Below are 20684 nucleotides of genomic sequence, written 5' to 3' on the forward strand. Positions count from 1 at the left end.
GCTGCTCGCATAACTGTTCCTCATTTCTAATCAGGTATTTCTATTATTCTACCATACCGAGTATTCGTGGTGTTTTTCACCACACTTCTAAAGACCAACTGCTGTACGATGAAAATAAAGTATTAGACCGGCCCCTGATATTGATAAAGCGACAGCCATGGACTAGAAAATAAAGTCCTGGACTGTCGCCTTTTTATTGAACTAACGTTACCCGTTAGGAGTTCAATCATCCAAATTCATTAAATGCCTGAAATCGGCGGGGACTTCAGTCAATAGGCCATCCTTTGCGGTGTAGTTCGCCACGAACACTCAGTAATAAATGAAAGTTTTCATCAATGGCTTCGACAACAGCTTTGCTCTACCGAGCGGCCTCATTACCGTTAGACTTCCCACCTGCGAATTGCGATGATAAAGAAAATCAGTGCCCCGATAGAAGCAATCGTCCGCACATGATTCCACGGCATCCAACTGTCCAAATATTCCTTCCACGCTTGTGCCCCCTCCGAGCTCCCGGAGGTTACGGCGGCTAAAGTATCGTTGAGCGGTACATTGAATAAAGCTGTCACCAGGAACACTCCGACAAAGATGAGCAGACTCCCAGCAATCACGTATAACGCGCTGATTTTGCCCAATTTGAAAAATGAAACGATTCCCAAAACAACGCTTAAGGCAGTTGTGCCCATGAAGACCACCATAAAGGACGATTGCAGAATCGTTGTATTGATGCTCTGCATGGCAGATATGCCTTGTTCCGTAGGAAGCTTGGCAAGCGATTGCATGACGAAGACCGAGAAAGCGAAAAATACACCGGCAAGCAAGCCGGCCCCCAACGAGGATGCAAAAGTTAAATAATAGAGAAGCTTCAACATCATTATTTCCTCCACTACCCATAAATTGATTGCACAAGCAAGTATTCTCCAAGCGATTGCTTACTTCATACAGTTGAAGCGAGAGTTCATCATCCTGGCTCTTCAAAAGAGTATTATATCTTTGACGAAGTTTATGCCGGCATTCATGGATTTGGCTCTCTATCTCTCTTCCTCGTTCGCGTAATCAATACAATTAGTCTATTACAAGTTCTTTTATGAAGAATAGATTTAAATCGTCATCCACTCGGACCATTTCACCGGCTGCAACTTCTTTACCGTGATATACGACTCCATTGCCATCTGGCATATATCCTCTCTTATAGTACATTCTTTGGGCAATCCCATAATCCTTAAACAATCCCACACCAATTCCAATTCGTTTGTATTTCTTTTTAGCAATTTCCTCGAGTGCTTCAATTAACTTGGTAGCAATTCCATGCCGACGATATTCCGGGAATACGTCAAGTGCATTGATTTCTGGAATATCTAGATTATTAAAGTAGGGATATCCTGATTTATACTTTAGGTGACAAATGCCAGCTACTTTTTTGTCTGCAATTGCTAATAATGTTACGCGAATCCCTTGTTTATTCTCGTGTAGACATTTTACATAGGAATCATCAGATCGCTTTTTATTGTTAGCTTCAAATGCTTCCTTCCAACTCATCAGTTGTTCTTGAGTTTTCAATGCTTCCAAAACAATCTCCATTCCATCACCCTCAAATATATTGTTGGTTTAAGACCTTGCGATGCTGCCTGTTTCAAAGATCTCCCCAATAGGGGCAATCTCATCGTAAATATAGAAGTCAAATAGGGCAAGTTATTGAATGGTTATAATGTAATCTGCCCGTAGCGTAATAACGGCTGCTTCGCGGCAGCCGTTCAACTATTATCTCCCGTTAGAGCTCAATCAAGCATGTATAGCAGCCCTAGGTTAAGTGAGCTGCTGCGCTATCTCCCAGATATGTCCTCCCGGATCAGTAAAGCTGACAGTGCGTACTCCCCATGGCCGGTTCATTGGACCATTGAGCAGGGCTACGCCACGTATCTTCAATTCGTCGCACACAGCATCCAAGTTATCCACACGTATGGTGAATTGAAAACGTGAACCGGCCTTGCGATTTGCGACCGTTCCGGGAGAAATAAGCTTCTGCGCTTCAGAAATTTTCAGTAGATTAATGCTTATATTGCCAAGATCGAATACTGCTGAATTGTTGTCTTCGTAAACGGATAGTAGGCCAAAGACTTCCTGATAAAACGACATCGCGTCTTTCAAATCCTCAACGAATAAAGTAATAACATTGACATTCATTGACCCTAAAGTTTCCATTCTTACACCCCTTCTGGTTTCAACTGATCAGCAAAATCAAGCCGCAAGCTCTTCTTTGTTCAAAATTATTTTTCATATTACCATAGAGCAAATACATTAGTTTCTTTTAAATTGCTAAGTTGAGGATGTATAGAGCCCTCCTATCCAATAGCTGAATGCCGTTCCCAGTCTAAAGTTCTGAAGCGGAAATAGTGGGATTCGACCGACCGCCGCGCAGCGCCGAACCGCGCGCTTGGGATTTGCCTGGGAAAATTGCTCCAACTGTACCCCGTACCTCTCCTTGTACCAAATGTTCTCGCTGTACAAAACTCTCTACTCCAAGTCTCTCTCTGTGAAGATCCCTAAACTCTCATATAAAGTTGATATACTCTTATCTTTAGACGAAAAAGGAGCCTCCGCCTGAGACGGGACTCCTGATCTGGCGCCGCGTAATGCGCGGTGCGGCTTATTCGGATGCAATCGCTTCGTAAAATGATAACCGGTTGCCGAACGGGTCCGTGACCCTGATCTCTTTCGTTCCCCACGGCATTTGTTCCAGCCCAGGCCTCGCATACTTGAAGGCTTTCGCCAGCAGCTTCGCATGAAGCGTCTCAATGCCGGATACTTCGATGCGGACCGCCGCCCCCGGACTGCAATCGCCGTGATGCTCGGACAGGTGCAGCACGCACTCACCGCTCGATATTTGCATATACAGCGGCAAATCCGGCTCGAACCGGTGCTCCCAATCAAGCTGAAACTCGAGAAATTCGATGTAAAATTGCTTCGCCTTGTCAATGTCGAACATGCGCAAGATCGGCGTCGTCGCCTTAATACGAATATCAGATGATCCCATAGCTTCCTCCATTACGATATGGATTGGTCAAGCATCTTCCTGCATTCATTGTACCAGCAGAAGGCAAAACCGCTCAACCCGGGGCGAAATGGCCGATGTGGCCGATGGACTGCCGATCGCTTTTCCAACGTCAGCGAATCCCAGGCGCTCGTTGCGTTGCGGCGCTGCGCGGCGGCCGGTCGAACTCCAAGTCGAGAAGGGTGACCGCTTTGGGATTTAATCCGCGGAAGCACCCCCGTACGCGAAGAACTAAGCGAACGTCCCGCCATCGCTGTATGCCAGCGGCGGCATCCGGCTTGCCGCACACGAATCACCCATGTCCGATATTCACCGTCGCTCCCGTATCGAACGATTGCTGCGCCGCCAAGGCGATCGCAAGCGCCGCTTTTCCATCACGCTCCGTCACGGAGGGAGGCTGACCCTTTCTGACGCATGCGATAAAATGAACCAGCTCCTCCCGAAACGCCTCCTGGAACCGGAACGGAAAAGACGGAACGATGTCATGAAACGAACCGCTGCGCGTATGAATATGGACATCGTGATGCTTAAGCGAGCCGATCGTGATGCTCCCGTCGGTGCCGATCACTTCGCCCCGAATGTCGTAGCCGTAAAAGGCGTTCCGGCCGACTTCCGCGTCGCCGGCCGCTCCCGAATCGAACGTCATATACGTGAGCGACTGATCAATATCGCCGAGAGGTTTCATGAATTCATGTACCAGTACTTGACCGTGCGCCGTCACGGAGCTTACTTCCGCATCCATCAAGAAGCGGGCCATATCGTATTCGTGAATCGCCATATCGAGAAAGATGCCGCCGCTGTGCTTGATGAATTCCGCGGGCGGCGAGCCCGGGTCGCGGGATATGGCTTTGAAATAAATCGGCTTGCCGATGTCACCGGCCGCGATTCTTCGTTTCGCTTCGACGTAGGCCGGGTCGAACCGGCGCATAAAGCCGACCTGACACAGGATCGAGCTGCGCTCCACTGCCTCGATGATCTCATCCGCCTCATCCAGCCGGCTTGTGAGCGGCTTTTCCACGAATACATGCTTGCCTCGCGCGGCCGCCTGCTTGATCAGCATCCCGTGAAGCGGCGTCGGGGCGGCAATGACGACCGCGTGAACCGCGGGATCGTCAAGCCAATCCTCCGCGCTGCGACCCGAGCCGCGCACGCCCCATTCCAGCTCCGCCTTCTCGACCAGGGCACCGTTCGGATCGTATACGCCGGCCAGCTCCGCTCCGGGAATGCCCGCAGCCAAATGCGCCGCATGCCGATAACCGGCACGGCCGAGCCCCATCACCGCCACACGAACGTTATCCAGCATAGAAATCCCTCCCGTCGCTGCCCACGCAGGCGAGGAACGCGTCTTGAATGCAGCTATGGCTGCCGGCCATTTCGCACGCCGGGATCACCTCGCCGGCAGCTCCAGCCATATGCATCGCAAATTCAGAGTGCTCCATCCGCTTCATCCCGCTCCTTTACTGGATTGTTTCCGTTTCTTGACCTGTTCTCGTTCGTTCGTCTTGTGCGCTCTCGCCAATCATCCCCGCGATCGAAGCCGCACGTGATGCGCCGACATCGCGTCGGCCGCTCCTCAGCGTCCAGATCGTCTAATTACAGTATATTCCTAAACCTACCAGCTACAAGTGTATTTCTTTTAGCGAAACCAGGAGTGATTGTTCGCGCCCGTCATCATGGGTCAGCCGGCTGCGGTACGGCTGCTTCTATAGGCCATTCCACCGTTAATTTCTGGATCATTCGACCTACATTAAAAAAAATTAATTTGACCATACGAAAAATTATATATAATAGCGTACAGGGTGGAGAGTTTCTTTGAATAGTGCATTGGATGGATTGACCGGTTTATTGAACCGCAAAGAGCTGGAGCTTCGCTTGCAGCAAACGATTAAATCGCATGAGCCCGTTGCCTTGGCTCTTATCGATATCGATCATTTTATGGAGATCAACAATCAGCTGGGAGACGATGTCGGCGACGACGTATTGAAGACCATAGCGGCGATCTTGTCCGAAGAAACGGCGCAGGACAACGTATTCCGCGTATCCGGCGACGAATTCGCCATCATGCTGTCCGGGATTAGCCTGGAGCAAGCGTTTCTGCGAATGGAATCGATCCGGGCGATCATTCATCGTTCAGCAGACCGGTTCGGACTGTCCCCGAACGTTCCCGAAGTAAGCGTGACGGCCGGTGTGGCCCAATATCCGCGAGACGCCAAAGATTCCAAGACATTAATGCGTTCCGCCAGTGCGGCGCTGCTGTCGGCCAAGGAATCGGGGCGCAATCAGGTTGCCTTGCCCCCCAACGAAGAAATGGTCATGAAAACCTGTTACTATCCGTCGACCTTGGTCCGGCAGTTGAAAGCATTATCCGAGAAGCTGGACCGCAAGGAGTCTTCCTTGTTCCGAGAAGCTTTGACCGACTTGATACGAAAGTACGACCAACTAGAGAGATAAGGTGAGGCATATGGAAAAGAGATATTATTTATCTCTGGCAGGGGCTGCCGCTAACGCCGCTTTATTATTGGTAACGGTGCAGCTGTTGCAGTTCGGTTACTGGGGGATTAGCGCTGCCGTAGTTATTTCCATTACCAGCGGTGCCATATGGACAGCAATCAGCGTTCGTTGGTACGAACAGAGCATTATCGATGACGGAACCGGGTTGTACAACCGCCGCTACCTGTTTCGAAAACTGGAGAATGAGTTCAGATCGACGCGCGGCGGGAATGCCTCCATCGCGCTTGCTGTCATTGACATCGATGATTTTCGCAGCTTTAACACGCGGGCCGGCCATATTGGCGGCGATCTGATATTGAAGGAAGTGGCGGAAGCGCTCCGCAAAACGGTGCGCAAGGGCGACACGATCGGTCGCTGGGGCGGCGAGGAATTCGCCATTATATTAACCGATATCGACGAGAACGGGGCGAAGGATGTCGGAGAACGCATTCGCAAAAGTATTCAGCAAATCGCGCTCCCGCTCGATAACACCACCCCATTGGCCATCACCGTAAGCGTCGGAATCGCCGTCGATTACGGCCGGTGTACGAACATGCTCGAGCTTGTGAACCAAGCCGATCAGGCCATGTACACAGCGAAGCAGCGAAAAAATTATGTGTTCTTGACTTTGACCGCTTGAATAGACACAAAGCCCGCCGTTTCAAGGAGAGACGGCGGTTTGCTTTTATGGAGTGGCTTCAAGGCTGAACCAGCTTCGCCAGACGCTTTGGCGCAGCCCGCAAGTATGCTTCCTTGAGCAGCTCGCTCAGCCCCTCCCAGTCGAACGGCTCGCCCTTCTTCGTGGATACCCAGCCGTGCTGACCGATATAAGGCGTTCTGATATAGCCGGCATTCTGCTGAAGCAGGAAGTGCTGCGTCTCGCGATCGCTCTTAAACGACATACCCGCGCCTTCTTCCGTTTCCCCCATCAAGACGAATGATTTCCCTCGCACTTTCATCGTAATGTGGCCGAACCCGTCTACGATTTCTTCCACTTCAGGCAGCTCCGCACAAATTTGCCGTACCCGTTCCAGCATCGCATGTCCTTCTTTTGTAACCAACTGGCGATCATGTCCCATAACACATTCCTCCCGTTTTTCGTGTGACAGTAAAGCCGAATACGGCCGAACCGTTCGAAGTAAGCGCTCTTCCACTATTATACAAAACAATATAACCGGGACAAGCATCGAGACGCCGCTGCGTCGTGCGGCCATGGCGCGGCAAAAAAACCATGCCGCGTTTGTTCGGCATGGTTCCTGTTGTAATGCTGCTTGTGGGGACGCCTGCCCGCTGCGCGAGGCTTAGGGCTTGACCGGCTGACAGATACGCTGGTGCAGTGCCGGTGTCCGATCGCCCGCTTCTTATTTGACGATCAGTACCGGGATCGGCGCATGCTGCACGACATTGTGGCTCACGCTGCCGAGAACGAGCTCCTGCAGGCCGCCAAGCCCCCGGCTGCCCATAACGATCAAATCGCACTGCTGTTCTTTGGCATAGTCCAGGATGACTTTGGCCGGCTGACCGTTCGCCACAACTGCTTGGGCGTTAGGCAAATGCGATACGAGCGCACGAAGCTCTTCCACAATCAGATTTTCCGTGTCCGCTACACTCGTCATGTATTCCGGCGGCACAATTAAAAAAGGATGCGTAGACACCATCGAAGGCACGTGATACGCATGAAGCAGCGTTAACTTCGCATTGTTTTGCTCCGTCAGCGCGATCGCTTTCTCCAAAGCTTTCTTGGACGGCTCCGACCCGTCGTAGGACATCAAAATATTCGTGAATGACATGGCAATCGCTCCCTCTGTAGTTCGTTACACCGATCCTATCACTTCATTAGGTTGGCTGGCTGTGACATTCATCATACTTACCCTGAACTTGCCTACAATGAAACGACAGCTACCACCGCAGCATACTGCATTCAGCGCAATCAGCACCTCGCTGGCCTGCGAACGATTCGATTAATCAGCCCGCGAAGCGCAGCTTCATCGGCTTTTGACAAGCAGCTCGATCGCTTCTTGAACCATTTTGCCTGGATCTCCGCCGGCCTGCTGCTCCTCCAGGATGCAGTGGTGCAAGTTTTCCGCCACGATTTGCGCGATCGCTTTATCCGCAGCATTGCGCACAGCGGATAGCTGGCTGACCACTTCCTTGCAGTTCTTCTCCTCGTCCATCAGCCGCAGCACGCCGCGAACCTGGCCTTCGAGCCGCCTTAGCCGTTTTTTCATATCCTCCGTGTAGTTATAGTTGCCCATTGCATCTCGCCCCTTCACTCCTATACCTGTATGGGTATACTATACAGCAAAAAATAAATAATATACAAGCCTAGATGAACAAGTTTACTTTTGCATCGGCCGCATCGCCCAAATAAGCGGCAACGCCCGCATACTCGATACCCGGAAGCAGCTCTTCCTTCTGCAGCCCCAGCAGATCCATCGTCATCGTGCATGCCACAAGCTTCACGCCCTGCTCTTGCGCCAGACGGACCAGCTCAGGCAGCGACAGTGCATTGTGCTTGCGCATGACATGCTTGATCATCTTCGGTCCCATACCCATAAATTGCATCTTGGAAAGTCCTAATCGGCCGGCCCCCCGCGGCATCATGAAGCCGAACATCTTCTCCAGCCAGCCTTTGCGGACCGAGATAGCTTCCTCCTTACGCAGCGTGTTGAGCCCCCAGAACGTAAAGAAGATCGTCACCTCATGATCGTATGCGGCCGCGCCGTTCGCGATAATAAAGGCAGCGATCGCTTTATCCAAATCGCCGCTGAACAGAACAATCGTCGTTTTCTCTTTCGGTTCATTCATCTTGTGATCCTCCTCAAACATTTTTATATACATATACCCCTATATGTATATAAAAGTATAGGACGGATCCTCCCTCCGGTCAAGAGGGATTCCTTGAGACAGGAGGGCGAATTGTGCATGCGATTACTCAGGCCGCGATTGTGCTGCGATATGATTCGTTATGCAAGGAGGCTCTTATTGATGAAATGAAGAAAGCTTCTATGCACACCTTGTGATGAGTAAGCATACTTACAGCTTCCGTGCCGCTCTAGCAGCGGAATACGACTCCGGCGCAGGTGGCGATTCGGCCTGCAGCAGTTGGATAAAAGCGCGCATCGCCTGCGAAATCCATTTTTTCGGATGATAAAACAGCTGCACCTGCAGGCGTATGTCCGGATGCGCGAATGGCAGCACCGCCAGCTCTCCTCTGCGCACCTCTTCCTCGGCGACCATCCGCGGCAGGAGCGCTAGCCCGAGCCCGGCCATTACGCATCGTTTGACGGCCTCCGGATTGCCCAGCTCAAAGCCGACACGATACGGAATGTCATGTGCCCGAAGCACGCTCTCCAGCATGTTCCGGTAATTGCAGCTCTCCTCAGCCATGATCCACTCCGATCCGCGAAGCTGTTCCAGCCCCACCTCGGCGAGCTGCGTCAATGGATGATCCGGCCGGGTGATCAGCAGCAGCGGCTCTTCCTTCATCGCCATGCACCGCAAGGATGAATCCGGCGGCTTATTGTCCAGCAGCAATCCGAGGTCAAGCTCGCCTTCTTTGACCGAGCTGATCATTTGCGCTTCGCTGCCGGGCTGGAGCCTGATGGCAAGCTCGGGAAATCCGCTCCGTAGCTGCTGGATCACCGGAGGAAGGTAATAAGAGGCGAGCGAATCGATCGTGCCGATCGATAGCGTCCCGCCGCGATGCCGGCCGATCGTCTCCTGCGATTCCTCGTACAGCTCCAGCATTTGCGCCGTTATCTTGAGCAGCGCTTCGCCAGAGGCAGTCAGACGCATCCCCTTGCCGAATCGTTCGAACAAAGGCACGCCGTAATGCTTCTCCAGCTTTTGAATTTGCGTCGTGACGCTGGATTGGGCATATCCGAGCTTCTCCGCGGCCCGAGTGAAGCTTTGAAGCTGCGCAACCTCGCGGAACGTTTGGAAATAGGTCAAATCCATGTTTCACGCCCCATTATCAATAATATAGATGAACACTATCAATTATTATAGATAACTATGATGATAAAAACCATGGTAAAGTACTTTATACAAAAGGTTCCGGTAACGGACGGTCAGTCGGTGCGTCAGCGCAACGAAGCCGTTGGCAGCGCGGCGGTACGCCACCTGCAAAGCAAAGCTTGATTTGCGGCCAGAACGCCGCTCCGCCTCGCCGGCCATATCATTTCGAACTTATTTCTATTGGAGGGATGGTCTCATGATGAATCAGCGGGATTTGCAAGGAATTTACGTGCCTGTTATTACCCCTTTCCTGCCGGATGGAACGCTCGACACACCATCGTATCGGGCGCATGTGAAGAAGCTGCTCGCGCACGGCATTCAAGGGCTCGTCGTCAACGGCACGACCGGGGAATCGCCTACCGTATCGTGGGAGGAAGTGAAGGCGCTCACGGAGGAGACCCGGGCGCTGATAAGGGAGCAAGGAACCTCCGTTCCGATCGTGGTCGGTACCGGAACGAATGATACCGCGGCGACGGTGAGCCGGACGGAGATGGCCGCCCGGCTAGGGGCCGACGGCGTCCTTGTCGTCGTACCATATTATAGCCGTCCGTCGCAGGAAGGCATCATCGCGCATTTTCGCCAGGTGGCGCAGATCGGAATCCCGGTGATCGTATACGAGATTCCCGCCCGCACGGGAGTCCGATTAACCGTCGATACGGCAAGGACGATTCTGGACATCGACGGTGTGATCGGGATGAAGGACAGCTCCGGCGGCACCGAGCTGGTCACAGCCTTGACCCCGCTTACCGACAAGCCGGTGCTGTGCGGCGAAGACCCATGCCTCTTCGATGCGCTTCGCGCCGGGGCTGCCGGCGGCATGACGGCGTCCGCCAACGTGTACACCGATTCGTTCTGCGAGGCGTACCGTCTAGCCGCAAGCGGCAGGCTCGAGGACGCGGGCGCAGCGTTCGCGCGGCTGCTTCCTCTTATCCGGCTGTTGTTCCAGGAGCCGAATCCGTCGCCGCTCAAATGGCTGCTCGCTCGCCAAGGCGTCATTGCCAGCGATGCGGTACGGCTCCCGTTAACCCCCATAACGGGTGGACTTGCGGACGCACTGGAGCGATTGCTTTCTTCGCACGAACGCAGCTAAATGTCTCCCGTCTATGTCGTTCAGGCGGAGCCGTATTTCAAGATCACGTGCTGCAGCAGTTGGGTAAGCGAATCCGCATTGCCACGACCCAAGAAGTACTCGAAGGCATCTGGACCGGCGCGGCCGTCGACCACCTGCAATTAACGATCAACGGGGAATAATATCATATCCGTTACCAGCAAATCATTTACTTCAAGGAATGCCATTAATATCGCCCTTCTAACGCGTATACCCCGGGAAATCGCTTCCCGGGGTATCGCTCGTTAACGCCAGTCACACATCGTTCGCAGCTATCGCTTTATATTGCTTCATTACGCAAGCTTTCCTTTCGGCCACGCATAACCTGCCATCGCATCGTCTTTCATCATCGCGGTTACGGCCCTGGCACTGCGCTGGATTCCGAAGCAAGCGGCTTGGACTTGGACCGCCGCCCGCGACTGCGCATGCGCTCAAGCGCGCTTGCGATCAGTTCGTAGATCGCCGGTACGACGACCAGCGTCAGCAGCGTGGATGTGGTCAGGCCGCCCATCACGACAACCGCCAGCCCTTTGGAAATGATCGCGCCGCCGGACTCGCCGAGCACAAGCGGGATCAAGGCGATAATCGTCGCGCCGGCCGTCATGATGATTGGACGCAAGCGGGTAACGCCCGCTTCCACCAGCGCTTCCCGAACCGACATGCCTTCATGGCGCAGCTGCTCCACCCGGTCGACGAGCACGATCGCATTCGTGACGACGATCCCGATCAGCATGAGAAAGCCGATTAACGAAGTGACGCTGATCGCCTCCCGGGCGATCACGACGCCGAGGAACCCGCCGATAGCGGCAAGCGGCAGGGAGAACAAAATGGCAAACGGCGAACTGGCGTTGCCGAACGTGAGCACCATCACCAGATAGACGATAAATACGGCGGAGACGATCGCCGCGATCATGTCGGAGAACGCCTCCTCGATGTCGATCTGCGCTCCTTTCAGCTCCCGCTCTACGCCGTCCGGGAACGGCAAGGCCGCAAGCCGCTCGGCGGCGCGCGAGCTGACGCCTCCGACGTCGTTGCCCTCCACATCTGCGGTGATGCTGACGTAGCGGCGCTGCTGGTCCCGTTCAATCGAAGACGGCGCCCCGACTTCCCGCACCTCGGCGATGTCGCGCAGCGAAATCGCGCGCCCGGCCGGCGTCTTGAGCTGCAAGGCGGATATATGGCCGATGCTGCCCAGATGGGCCTCATCCACCCGGACTCGCGTACTGTACTCGACGCCTTCGAAGGTGATATCCCCCAGCCTCACCTCGGCAATCCAGCTGTTCACCGACTCCAGCACCGAAGCGGTCGTTAGTCCATACTGACGCGCCTTAGCCGGATCGACCAGCACCTGAACTTCCCGCTTCAGGTCGCCGAAGCTGTCCTTCACATTGCTCATCTCCGGAACCTTCTTCAATTCCTCCTTCACGAGTGCGGCCGCGGCTTTCAAATCGTCCTGATTGTCGCTTTTCAGCATATATTCGAATTTGTTCGTCGTCGGCGGACCGAACTTCACGATCGTTCCGAACGCTTCCGAGCCTTGCGGCAGCTCGTATTTGATTTTGTCCACGTAGGCTTTGAGCACCGGTTTGGCATCCGTTTCCGGGTAAACCTCGGCCAAGATAGAGGCGCGGTACGGGTACTCCTGCTTGTTCCAGTTGTAGCCGGCCAGCCCTTCGACTGTCTTGAACAGCGGAGCTCCCTTCTCGTCTTTGCCTTCCCGCATCATGTCCTCGAGCGTCTTCAGCTTGGCGTCCATCGTGTCGAGCGACGTTTCCCGAGGCAGCTTCAGATCGAAGCGCATCGTCTTCTCCGTGTCGCCGCTCGGCAAAAATTCTTTTTTCAAAAAAGGCGCCGTCCCGCCGACAGAAGCAAGCAGCAGAACAAACGCGACCAGCAGCGTAACCGCCCGGCGGTTCAGAGCAACGATCAGCAGCCGGCGGTACATGCGCATGTAGCCGGTCTCCTTGTGCTCCTCGTGCTTCACCGGCCCGTCGCCGCGCAAGACGAGCAGCTTGCACAGCACCGGAATGACGGTCAAGGCGACCAGCAGCGAGGCCAGCAGCGCACACGAGATCGTGAGCGCAAACTCGGAGAACAGCTGCCCCGGCGGACCGCTGACGAGGCCAAGCGGCGCGAATACGCCGACTGTCGTAACGGTGGACGACGTAATCGCCTTGCTGACCTGCCCGGTCGCGAGCAGCAGCACGGAATCATTGCGCTGCTGCGCCTTTTGCAGCTGGCTGTAAATATTCTCGATGACGACGATGCTGTCGTCGACAATGCGGCCGATGGCGATCACCATCCCGCCGAGCGAAAATATGTTGATCGTCAGCCCGATCAGCTTCATGAAAATCAGCGTAGCGAAGATGGACACCGGAATCGAGACGAGGGCGATCAGCGTCATCCGCGCATTTCGCAAAAACAGCAAAATCATCAGCGACGCGAGCGCCGCCCCGAACCCGCCTTCCCTCAGCATGCCGGAGATCGACTTTTTGATTTCCGCGGAGCCGTCGATGACGATGTCGAACTTGATGCTCGGGTAGTCGCGCTTCCACCGGTCCAGCAGCTCGTTCGCCTTCCCGATCAGCTCGATAATATTGGCGTCTTCGTTCTTGTACAGATGAATGGCGATGTTCGGTTCGCCGTTCAGCCGGCTGACGAAGGAGGCCTTATGCTCTGTGCGGATGGCTGCCAACTGCCCCAGCAGCACCACGTCGCCGCGCGAGGAAACGAGCTGCATGTTATGCAAATCGTAGATGGCGGCGAACTTCCCCTTCACGCGCAGCATTTGATCGTTTCCGCCGATATTGACAGTACCCGCCGCCGCATCAGCGAGCGAGCCGCGAACCCAGCCGGCTACCTGGGTCGGGGTGAGCCCAAATTGCTGAAGGGCGTTCGGGTCGAGCCGGATGTACAGCACGTCCTCGTCGTCGCCCACAGTCTCGATCCGCTCGATTCCCCGGATGCTGCGCAGTCCCGGGAGGAAACGGTCATTCAGGAGACGGCTCAGCTCGGATCGCGAGACCCCGTCCGCGGATGACAAGCCCAAGTAATAGACCGGCTGGGTGACCGGGCTGTCGACGGAAACGACCGGCCGCTTGGCGGCTTGCGGCAGCTCCACCCGGTTGATCAGGCTCTCGATGTCTTTTTTCGCCTTGTCGGTATCGACGCCGTCCTCCAGTTGAACAACGATCAGCGAGATGTTGTCGTCCGAGACGGAGGACAGATTTTTGAGCCCGTCCAGTCCTTGGATCTCCTCCTCGATCGGCTCGGTCACATATTTCATGACGTCCTCAGGCGGCGCCGGGTACGCAGTTCGAACGGTGACCGCCGGAAAATCGATATTCGGCACGCTTTCCACTTGGAGCTGGGTCGCCATATAAGAACCGCCCAGCGCCAGCATGACGATCAGAATGATCACCGCCGAGACGTTGTTCAATGAAAACCGGGTAAACAAAACGCTATCACTCCTCAGCAACAGGATCGAATCGATTGCGATTCGGCCTCGAGCATGGTACTGTGCCGGTGACGACCTGTTGATTAATGAACACATTGTTGATTATAATCGGATCAACGATCGTGGCAATGATCAGCTTAGCCGCATCTGTTCATTAATGAACACTTACGGTTCGCGCTGTTCATATTCCAATCAAAAATGATCATTCGTGGCGGGAGGTGTCGTGTAGATGGACAAAACGGACGGCAGGGTGATCCGAACCAAGCAAATGCTGTATGAGGCGTTTTTGAATTTAATCGAAACGAAGGGATTTGACGCAATAACGGTGCGCGATCTGACGACCCGCGCCGGCTTGAACAGGGGAACGTTTTATTTGCATTACGAGGACAAGTACGATCTGCTGCAAAAGATGAAGAACGAGATGCTGAGCGGGGTGGAAGCGCGATTAGTCAACTTCGATCTGCGCGTGCTGTTGAACCATCCGACCCTGGAGGAGCCGCCGCAGATGATTTTGGACATCATTCAATATTTTTACGACCATTCCCGATTTTTCCGCATTATGCTGGGGCCGAAGGGGGATCCTTCCTATCTTAACGAACTGAAAGCGCTGATGAGAAAGCATATGTTTAACAAAATGTCGAGCGTCCAGCCCAATGAGGAGCTCATGATGCTGCCGCGCGAATACCTTATCGCGTATCTGATCTCCGCCAATTTGGGCATGGTCCAGCACTGGCTCGATAGCGGATTGAAATATTCGCCTTATCACATGGCGCTGCTGCTGACCCGAGTCAGCAAGCTCGGCCCTCTCAACACAGTAGCGGCGAGCATCGCTGCGGAACAAGCATAGTCTGGCGAGAGCCGTGTATAAACCAAGGAGGGATTGTGCATGAATTACCGTTTTACAGAGGAGCTGCCGGATCTCGACGCATTATTCGCGCTATACGATGCGGTGAATTGGAACGAGTTTCTCGGCTTGTCCAAGGAACAAGTCTCTCAAGCGACCGCCCGGAGCTGGTACGCGCTTCATGTTTACGACGGGGAACGATTGATCGGTACCGGCCGCGTCATCTCCGACGGCGTCATCAACGGCTGCCTGTGCGGCATAGCCGTGCACCCGCATTATCAGAGGCAAGGGATCGGCAGCGAGCTCGTTCGCCGGCTCGTCGGGCAGTGCCGGCAGCACCGGCTTCATGTCCAGCTGTTCTGCACGGAGCAAACCGCCGCCTATTACCGCAAGCTGGGCTTTGAGCCGTTCGCCATCGGCATGAAGCATCAAGGCTAATGCTCGCCAAAAACGGCCTTCACCGCTATAAACGAAAACATGCGGAGCAAGGCCGTTGTCTCGGGCGGCACGAAGCAAGCGGGCAAGTTCACCGGCTCGTTTGCAGCACCTTCGTCAGGAAAGTGTTCATCAATACAGGCAAAGAAACCAAAATCGGAGGATCGTCCGGACGAGGCTCGTGAAGCATGACTTCCCGATAGTGGACGCTGGCGGCAGGACCGACGACAATCGGCTCCTTGGTCCGGGTGCGCAGCGTGGCTTGCGGAATTAAAATGTCCATCGCGTTCATTCCCCAGGAAAGCGTTGTCGCCATCAAGTAATAGGTGCCCGGCTTGACGCCGGTAAAGCAAAATTGGCCGACCGAAGAAAGCAGCGTTCCGTGGATGGGCAGCCCTTCGGGGATCGGTTTGGCAAACAAGCCGATCAGAATAATGCCTTGGAATGGCCTTACGGCATGAATCGTCCCTTCGACGGTAGAATAAGGACTCGTAATCAGCTGCGGCTCCTGCCAATCATTGATTTCCTGCAAGGAGCGCAGATGCTCGTCCGCTTGCTGGGCCTTGTTGCGAAAGTCGGACGGCGTTACGCCTACCCTTTCGGTAAAACGGGTCGTGAACGTCCCCAGGCTTTGCTGTCCGACCGTTAGCCCGATATCGCGTACGCTCAAGTTGGTGCGAAGCAGCAAGTCTTTGGCCTTCTGCAGACGGAGCGAAGAGACATAGTACAGCGGCGGAAGGCCGGTCTTTTCCTTAAATATGCGTGTAAAATGGTATGGGCTGTATGCTGCATAGGCAGCCAGTCGGGAAAGCGGAAGCGGGTCATATATGTTCTCATGAATAAACGCGATGACCTCGTCGATTTCCGAATACCGCTCATTCACAAATTCCACTCCTTCCAATATGAGGAACAAATGTTCTTATCGATCATATCATACTTTTTTATGGTATGGAACGACATATTTTACCATTTTATAATATTTTCATTTTTTGCGCATCCATCTGGAACGTCATTCTTCATAGCAATCACGGGACCGCACGTTTGGGTCATATTCCGAAGCAAAAGACGGCTTTGCCCGAGAATGCTGCATTCGCGAGCCAAGCCGTCTTTCTTTATTCAATATTGACAATTCCCCCAAAGACCGCCCCGATGATCCATTATCGAGAGTCCTTCTTCCATATTCTGATGCAAGCTGACGAGGTATGCCGAAACGAATCATCAACTTTGCACGATACATGCTGGTGGAGACAGCACGTCTGCCAAACGGAGAGGAGATCCCCGCTCGATCCGAATCACGCGTCAAACTGAATCCGGCATGGAACAAATCGTCACGTCGTACCCGTCCAAATCGCGCAGCGCGAATTCCCGGTGCCCCGCAAACGGATTGAGATGCGGCTCTTCATCGATTTGGTATCCAAGCGCCTGCGCTCTCTCCCATACTGCATCGAATGCTTCCACGCGAAAAAACAGCATCAGACCGTTGCCCGCCCGGCCTTCTTCCGCGCTCCGCAGCGTCGGATGTTCGTGGTCTCCCCAGCGATGAAGGCAGAGCAGAATCGTCCCGTCCGAATCGACGAGCTGGTCGAATACATCGCCATCCGGGTGCGTGTTGCTGCAGCCAAGCAGCGACATATACCAGTTCGCGCTTGCCTTGACATCGTTAACCGCAATAATCGTCTCTGTTCGTATCACTCCGCTTAACACCGCGCTTTCTCCAATATTGTGGTCCGCCGGGAAACGATTGTATCCGAGCCGTTCCCGAAGCGGTTGATTCTTGGTCTATTACTTGCCATAGTCGCGAAAGAGAGATCCGGCCGCATCGAAAAGTTCGCCAAAGTTCGAACGACCGCCGCGCAGTGTCGCAGCGCCTACTGAGCTTCGCGTGCTATTACATACATAGCCCAGCCCCGCTACGCCAGCTTCGCTTCGCTCCGGTTCGTGATCCTCCAGATCACGCCGTATTTATCTTCAATTTGCCCGAATAGTGCCCCCTTGGACGACCGTTTCAGCGGACTTTTCACGGAACCGCCTGCGGCCAGCTTGTCGAACGCTTCTTGAGCTTCGCTCTCGCCAGCGAACTCGAGCGATAACTCCATACCGCTCCCCCGGCTAATCGGCTCAAGCCATGTATCGGACATCAGGAAGTTCATACCGCCGGCCACCAGGCTCAAGTACAGCACCCGCTCCCTTGCAGGCTCCCCCGCAACCTCAGGCTGTTCCTGGTATGTCAGCACAGATACAATTTCTCCTCCGAACGCGCGTAAGTAAAAATCCGCTTGGGTCCTTGCATCCATCGAAAAAATATAAGGCGTCAGCACTGCCATCCTTCAACATCCTTTCCGTCTAGTCGCTATCTTTCACCTCATTATAGCTCGGGCGACAGGAAAGCGTTTCTTACGAATTGCGATGTTGACGAACCGGCCGTCATTCCGCGATAAACAATTCGCGATGCCCCTGCACGTAGGCATTCGCATTCATCGCTTGATTAACCCGGCGGATTGTTCCCTCGGTTTTGGGGATGTCGGCAATCCGGTTTAGCAGCACCCAGCGCAAACAAGCCATCGCCTCGAACGGTTCCAGCTCCGCTCTCGAATAACCGCTTGCCGCGGCGTAAGCATCAAGGAAAGCTTGATACCCCTCTTCCCCATCATAAATGGCAGCCAGGAACGCCGCCCATGCCGCGTCATACCTCGGGTCGCCCAACTGAGCGTTCGTCCAGTCAATGATCGTATACCGCCCCTGCTGCTCCACCATATTGCCCAAGTGAACGTCGCCGTGAATCATGCAGGTTTGCAGCATCTCTGCGTTCCCCACCAGCCCCGTTAGGACGGATTCGATGTCGGGATGTTCGCGCAGCCGCGGGTAATAATACGCGATAAAGTCACACCTTCGATGCAGCGCCGGGGCAAAATCGTCCAAGGGCCGCTTGTGCAAAGCCAGCATCAGAGCGGCCAGATCGACGAAAGTTCGTACTCCCGGCGATTGGACAGGGCTCCCGTCAAAGCTGGTGACGAGCACCTTATGGTTCGCCGCGTCTAAGCCCCAACCCAGCGGAACGGAAACGGCGACGCCTTGCCGGTGCAGCGTGTCAAGCAAAGTGTACTGGAACCCGACGTCGGGATCGGACTCCTTGTTCCAGATTTTAAGAACGAACCGGTCGTCATCCAGGCGCAGCTCCCATGTTTCCGCCTCGAGTCCCGCAGGCAGCCGGACTGCCTCCACCTCCTTAACGCGGTTCAGCAAATGATCGATCACGCTTGATTTTGCAGTCCATCGGATCGATGCAATCCAATCGTACAATAGCATGGCCCCTTTCCGTTTATAATGGACACATCGCGCGGAACCGGATCTTCCCTTCCATAATGTCCGGATCCTATTACTATTTTCAAGAAACTGGATGGATTTCCCTCTTTTTTATACAAAAAGGCCCCCATCCTCCCGGTCGGTTTGACACGGGAAGACAGAAGCCTCCTTCCATTCATTGCATGCGGTCCATTAACCTGGGAACGATTGGATGACTTTATCCAATATTCCGTATGCTTTCGCTTCATCTGCGGACATAAAGTAATCGCGATCCATATCTCTGTCAATCTTCTCGATCGGCTGCCCGGTCCGCTCCGAGGCGATCTGGTTGAGACGTTCGCGGGTGCGGATGATCCGCTTGGCGCTAATCTCGATATCGCTCGCCTGCCCCTGCGCGCCGCCATGCGGCTGGTGGATCATAATTTCGCTGTTCGGCAGCGCAATGCGCTTGCCCTTGGCTCCCGACATCAGCAGGATCGCCGCGAACGAAGCGGCGAATCCGGTGCAAATGGTGGATACGTCGGGCTTGATGAATTGCATCGTATCATAGATCGCGAAGCCGGCCGTCGTCGACCCGCCCGGACTGTTAATGTATAGATGGATATCTTTTTCCGGATCTTCGGCCGTCAGGAACAGCATTTGCGCAATGATACTATTGGCTACATGATCGTCAATCGCCGATCCCAGAAAGATGATCCGGTCTTTGAGCAGCCGGGAATATATATCATAAGACCGTTCTCCCCGGCCTGACTGTTCTACGACGTATGGAATAAATGTGCTCATCGCGAAAATCCTCCTTTTCATCCTTTACTTTTAAGCAACCAACAGCGGGCTGGAATAGCCCGGACTGAACCCCCTGCTGAGCGCCGCTTGCGGGTGCATCGGCATGCCGCTGCTAAGCGTGCCAGTGTGAAACGAACCGACAACAGCGGGTACGCAATCGGTCTGGACCTCCTCGTTAAGCAGCCTTACCAGCGCTTGCGGGTTATGCTGCCGGAACGCCTGCAAATAAGCGTACACGATGTGCTCATTCACGACGCGCCCGTCTGTCGGGGCAGCCGCTTCCGTCGGTTCGCCGGACACGCCCACCAGCGACTTCAGCTTGGCGCGTGCCCGATGCAGCACCGCCTTGACCGCGCCTTCGGTCGAGCGGATCAGCTGCGCCGCTTCCGCGGCGGTATAACCGAACGCATCGACCAGCAGCAGGAGTACCCGCTGACGTGCCGGCAGATGCGCGACCAGCGTCTCCATCGCGCTGCGCAGCTCGATCGGATCCACCTCTTCCTGCGGCAGACGAAATGTCTCGCCCTCCAGGGCTCCGGCGGCATGCCGCTTTTTCCGGCAGCGGTCAATCCATGTATTATGCGCGATACGGAACAAATACGTCTTGGACATATCGCCGCGTGCAGGCTGACGCAAAAACATCTGGTATGCCTTCAGCCACGTATCCTGCACCAGATCGTCCGCTTCCCAGGAGGAGCGGGCGATGGACCGGCAGTACGCCTGCAGGGCTGAGCGATACGGTTCAATGAGCGCTGCAAAGCGGCTCCGCTCTTCCGTAAACGACGCGCTTCCGAATTCGTGAATCGTCAATGTAGGCTCCCTCCTGTCGTTCTTAACGAAATACACTATATATACGATTGGCTTCCTTCGAAAGATACGGTGGTGTTTTAAATTTGTGCCAGGAAACGATTTCAATGGCATCATTTGGGGCTAGTGCTTACACAAGTATTATACCAGGATACGCCGGAACATCCGCCAAAACCGGAGCAAATGCGATTCACAATATAGCCCTCGCAGGCGGCTCATCGATAATGCCAGTTCCGATTCATACGGCAAACCTTTACATTCGGCTGCCTTCTTCATTGTTCGGCTAACCTCGTTACTAGCAGGGCAAATCGCAGTATATCCTAGCAAAATGCGGTCCGATCCGAACATAACAAGTAAAACCGAATTATTCAGAGACCTTTCCCTCTGA

23 protein-coding genes are annotated in these 20684 nt (G+C 54.2%); 5 read left to right on the forward strand and 18 right to left on the reverse strand.

What is annotated here, in order from left to right; all coding sequences use genetic code 11:
- Window positions 1-380: 380 nt before the first annotated feature.
- The 6 genes from KXG62_RS29940 to KXG62_RS29965 form a co-directional block, all read right to left on the reverse strand.
- Window positions 381-872 carry an anthrone oxygenase family protein gene (locus KXG62_RS29940; protein WP_218095685.1) on the reverse strand — a complete coding sequence of 164 codons (492 nt, stop codon included), beginning with the start codon at window positions 870-872 and terminating at the stop codon, window positions 381-383.
- A gap of 190 nt (window positions 873-1062) precedes the next feature.
- Window positions 1063-1578 carry a GNAT family N-acetyltransferase gene (locus tag KXG62_RS29945; RefSeq protein WP_218095686.1) on the reverse strand — a complete coding sequence of 172 codons (516 nt, stop codon included), beginning with the start codon at window positions 1576-1578 and terminating at the stop codon, window positions 1063-1065.
- A 225-nt stretch (window positions 1579-1803) separates the two neighbouring features.
- A complete protein-coding gene (locus tag KXG62_RS29950) occupies window positions 1804-2199 on the reverse strand; it encodes a VOC family protein (protein WP_218095687.1) in 396 nt (131 codons plus the stop codon).
- Between the two features lie 445 nt (window positions 2200-2644).
- Window positions 2645-3031, reverse strand: a complete 387-nt coding sequence (locus tag KXG62_RS29955; RefSeq protein ID WP_218095688.1) for a glyoxalase superfamily protein — start codon at window positions 3029-3031, stop codon at window positions 2645-2647.
- A 310-nt stretch (window positions 3032-3341) separates the two neighbouring features.
- Complete coding sequence (locus KXG62_RS29960; protein WP_218095689.1) at window positions 3342-4352, reverse strand: Gfo/Idh/MocA family oxidoreductase; 1011 nt, start codon at window positions 4350-4352, stop codon at window positions 3342-3344.
- On the reverse strand, window positions 4342-4488 hold the full coding sequence (locus KXG62_RS29965) for a hypothetical protein (RefSeq protein ID WP_218095690.1): 147 nt from the start codon (window positions 4486-4488) through the stop codon (window positions 4342-4344). Before KXG62_RS29965 ends, KXG62_RS29960 begins: the two co-directional genes overlap by 11 nt.
- 373 nt (window positions 4489-4861) lie before the next feature.
- Between KXG62_RS29965 and KXG62_RS29970 the strand changes: the two genes are divergently transcribed.
- Complete coding sequence (locus KXG62_RS29970) at window positions 4862-5500, forward strand: GGDEF domain-containing protein (RefSeq protein WP_218095691.1); 639 nt, start codon at window positions 4862-4864, stop codon at window positions 5498-5500.
- 10 nt (window positions 5501-5510) lie between these two features.
- Window positions 5511-6179, forward strand: a complete 669-nt coding sequence (locus tag KXG62_RS29975; RefSeq protein WP_218095692.1) for a GGDEF domain-containing protein — start codon at window positions 5511-5513, stop codon at window positions 6177-6179.
- Window positions 6180-6237: 58 nt separating this feature from the next.
- On the opposite strand, the gene KXG62_RS29980 is transcribed toward KXG62_RS29975, so the two are convergent.
- The 5 genes from KXG62_RS29980 to KXG62_RS30000 all read right to left on the reverse strand — a co-directional run bounded on the left by KXG62_RS29980 (window position 6238) and on the right by KXG62_RS30000 (window position 9499).
- The gene (locus KXG62_RS29980; protein WP_218095693.1) at window positions 6238-6618 is read right to left on the reverse strand and encodes an MmcQ/YjbR family DNA-binding protein; all 381 of its coding nucleotides are present in this window, start codon (window positions 6616-6618) and stop codon (window positions 6238-6240) included.
- A 282-nt stretch (window positions 6619-6900) separates the two neighbouring features.
- Window positions 6901-7329, reverse strand: a complete 429-nt coding sequence (locus KXG62_RS29985) for a universal stress protein (protein ID WP_218095694.1) — start codon at window positions 7327-7329, stop codon at window positions 6901-6903.
- A 195-nt stretch (window positions 7330-7524) separates the two neighbouring features.
- Window positions 7525-7794 (reverse strand): metal-sensitive transcriptional regulator, encoded by a 270-nt coding sequence (locus KXG62_RS29990; protein WP_218095695.1) that lies wholly within the window; start codon window positions 7792-7794, stop codon window positions 7525-7527.
- Between the two features lie 70 nt (window positions 7795-7864).
- The gene (locus tag KXG62_RS29995; RefSeq protein ID WP_218095696.1) at window positions 7865-8347 is read right to left on the reverse strand and encodes a DsrE/DsrF/DrsH-like family protein; all 483 of its coding nucleotides are present in this window, start codon (window positions 8345-8347) and stop codon (window positions 7865-7867) included.
- A gap of 228 nt (window positions 8348-8575) precedes the next feature.
- Complete coding sequence (locus KXG62_RS30000; RefSeq protein ID WP_218095697.1) at window positions 8576-9499, reverse strand: LysR family transcriptional regulator; 924 nt, start codon at window positions 9497-9499, stop codon at window positions 8576-8578.
- 256 nt (window positions 9500-9755) lie between these two features.
- On the opposite strand from KXG62_RS30000, the gene dapA reads away from it, so the two are divergent.
- Complete coding sequence (dapA, locus tag KXG62_RS30005; RefSeq protein WP_218095698.1) at window positions 9756-10649, forward strand: 4-hydroxy-tetrahydrodipicolinate synthase; 894 nt, start codon at window positions 9756-9758, stop codon at window positions 10647-10649.
- Window positions 10650-11022: 373 nt separating this feature from the next.
- Here the strand turns inward: dapA and KXG62_RS30010 are convergent, their stop codons facing one another.
- The gene (locus KXG62_RS30010) at window positions 11023-14124 is read right to left on the reverse strand and encodes an efflux RND transporter permease subunit (RefSeq protein ID WP_218095699.1); all 3102 of its coding nucleotides are present in this window, start codon (window positions 14122-14124) and stop codon (window positions 11023-11025) included.
- 229 nt (window positions 14125-14353) lie between these two features.
- Here KXG62_RS30010 and KXG62_RS30015 point away from each other — a divergent pair, with 229 nt between their 5' ends.
- Both KXG62_RS30015 and KXG62_RS30020 read left to right on the forward strand, forming a co-directional pair.
- Window positions 14354-14971, forward strand: coding sequence for a TetR/AcrR family transcriptional regulator (locus tag KXG62_RS30015; RefSeq protein ID WP_218095700.1), 618 nt, complete (start codon window positions 14354-14356; stop codon window positions 14969-14971).
- 39 nt (window positions 14972-15010) lie between these two features.
- Complete coding sequence (locus KXG62_RS30020; RefSeq protein WP_218095701.1) at window positions 15011-15406, forward strand: GNAT family N-acetyltransferase; 396 nt, start codon at window positions 15011-15013, stop codon at window positions 15404-15406.
- An 88-nt stretch (window positions 15407-15494) separates the two neighbouring features.
- On the opposite strand, the gene KXG62_RS30025 is transcribed toward KXG62_RS30020, so the two are convergent.
- The 6 genes from KXG62_RS30025 to KXG62_RS30050 form a co-directional block, all read right to left on the reverse strand.
- On the reverse strand, window positions 15495-16286 hold the full coding sequence (locus KXG62_RS30025; protein WP_218095702.1) for a helix-turn-helix domain-containing protein: 792 nt from the start codon (window positions 16284-16286) through the stop codon (window positions 15495-15497).
- Window positions 16287-16702: 416 nt separating this feature from the next.
- The gene (locus KXG62_RS30030; protein WP_218095703.1) at window positions 16703-17095 is read right to left on the reverse strand and encodes a VOC family protein; all 393 of its coding nucleotides are present in this window, start codon (window positions 17093-17095) and stop codon (window positions 16703-16705) included.
- A gap of 218 nt (window positions 17096-17313) precedes the next feature.
- Window positions 17314-17727 carry a VOC family protein gene (locus KXG62_RS30035; protein WP_218095704.1) on the reverse strand — a complete coding sequence of 138 codons (414 nt, stop codon included), beginning with the start codon at window positions 17725-17727 and terminating at the stop codon, window positions 17314-17316.
- A 100-nt stretch (window positions 17728-17827) separates the two neighbouring features.
- Window positions 17828-18703 carry a phosphotransferase family protein gene (locus KXG62_RS30040; protein WP_218095705.1) on the reverse strand — a complete coding sequence of 292 codons (876 nt, stop codon included), beginning with the start codon at window positions 18701-18703 and terminating at the stop codon, window positions 17828-17830.
- A gap of 195 nt (window positions 18704-18898) precedes the next feature.
- Entirely contained in the window at window positions 18899-19489 is a 591-nt protein-coding gene (gene clpP, locus KXG62_RS30045; RefSeq protein WP_218095706.1) for an ATP-dependent Clp endopeptidase proteolytic subunit ClpP, read from the reverse strand.
- A 30-nt stretch (window positions 19490-19519) separates the two neighbouring features.
- On the reverse strand, window positions 19520-20299 hold the full coding sequence (locus KXG62_RS30050) for an RNA polymerase sigma factor (RefSeq protein ID WP_218095707.1): 780 nt from the start codon (window positions 20297-20299) through the stop codon (window positions 19520-19522).
- Window positions 20300-20684 lie beyond the last annotated feature (385 nt).

It is taken from the genome of Paenibacillus solanacearum, assembly GCF_910593845.1.
In the GTDB taxonomy this organism is placed as follows: Bacteria; Bacillota; Bacilli; order Paenibacillales; family NBRC-103111; genus Paenibacillus_G; species Paenibacillus_G solanacearum.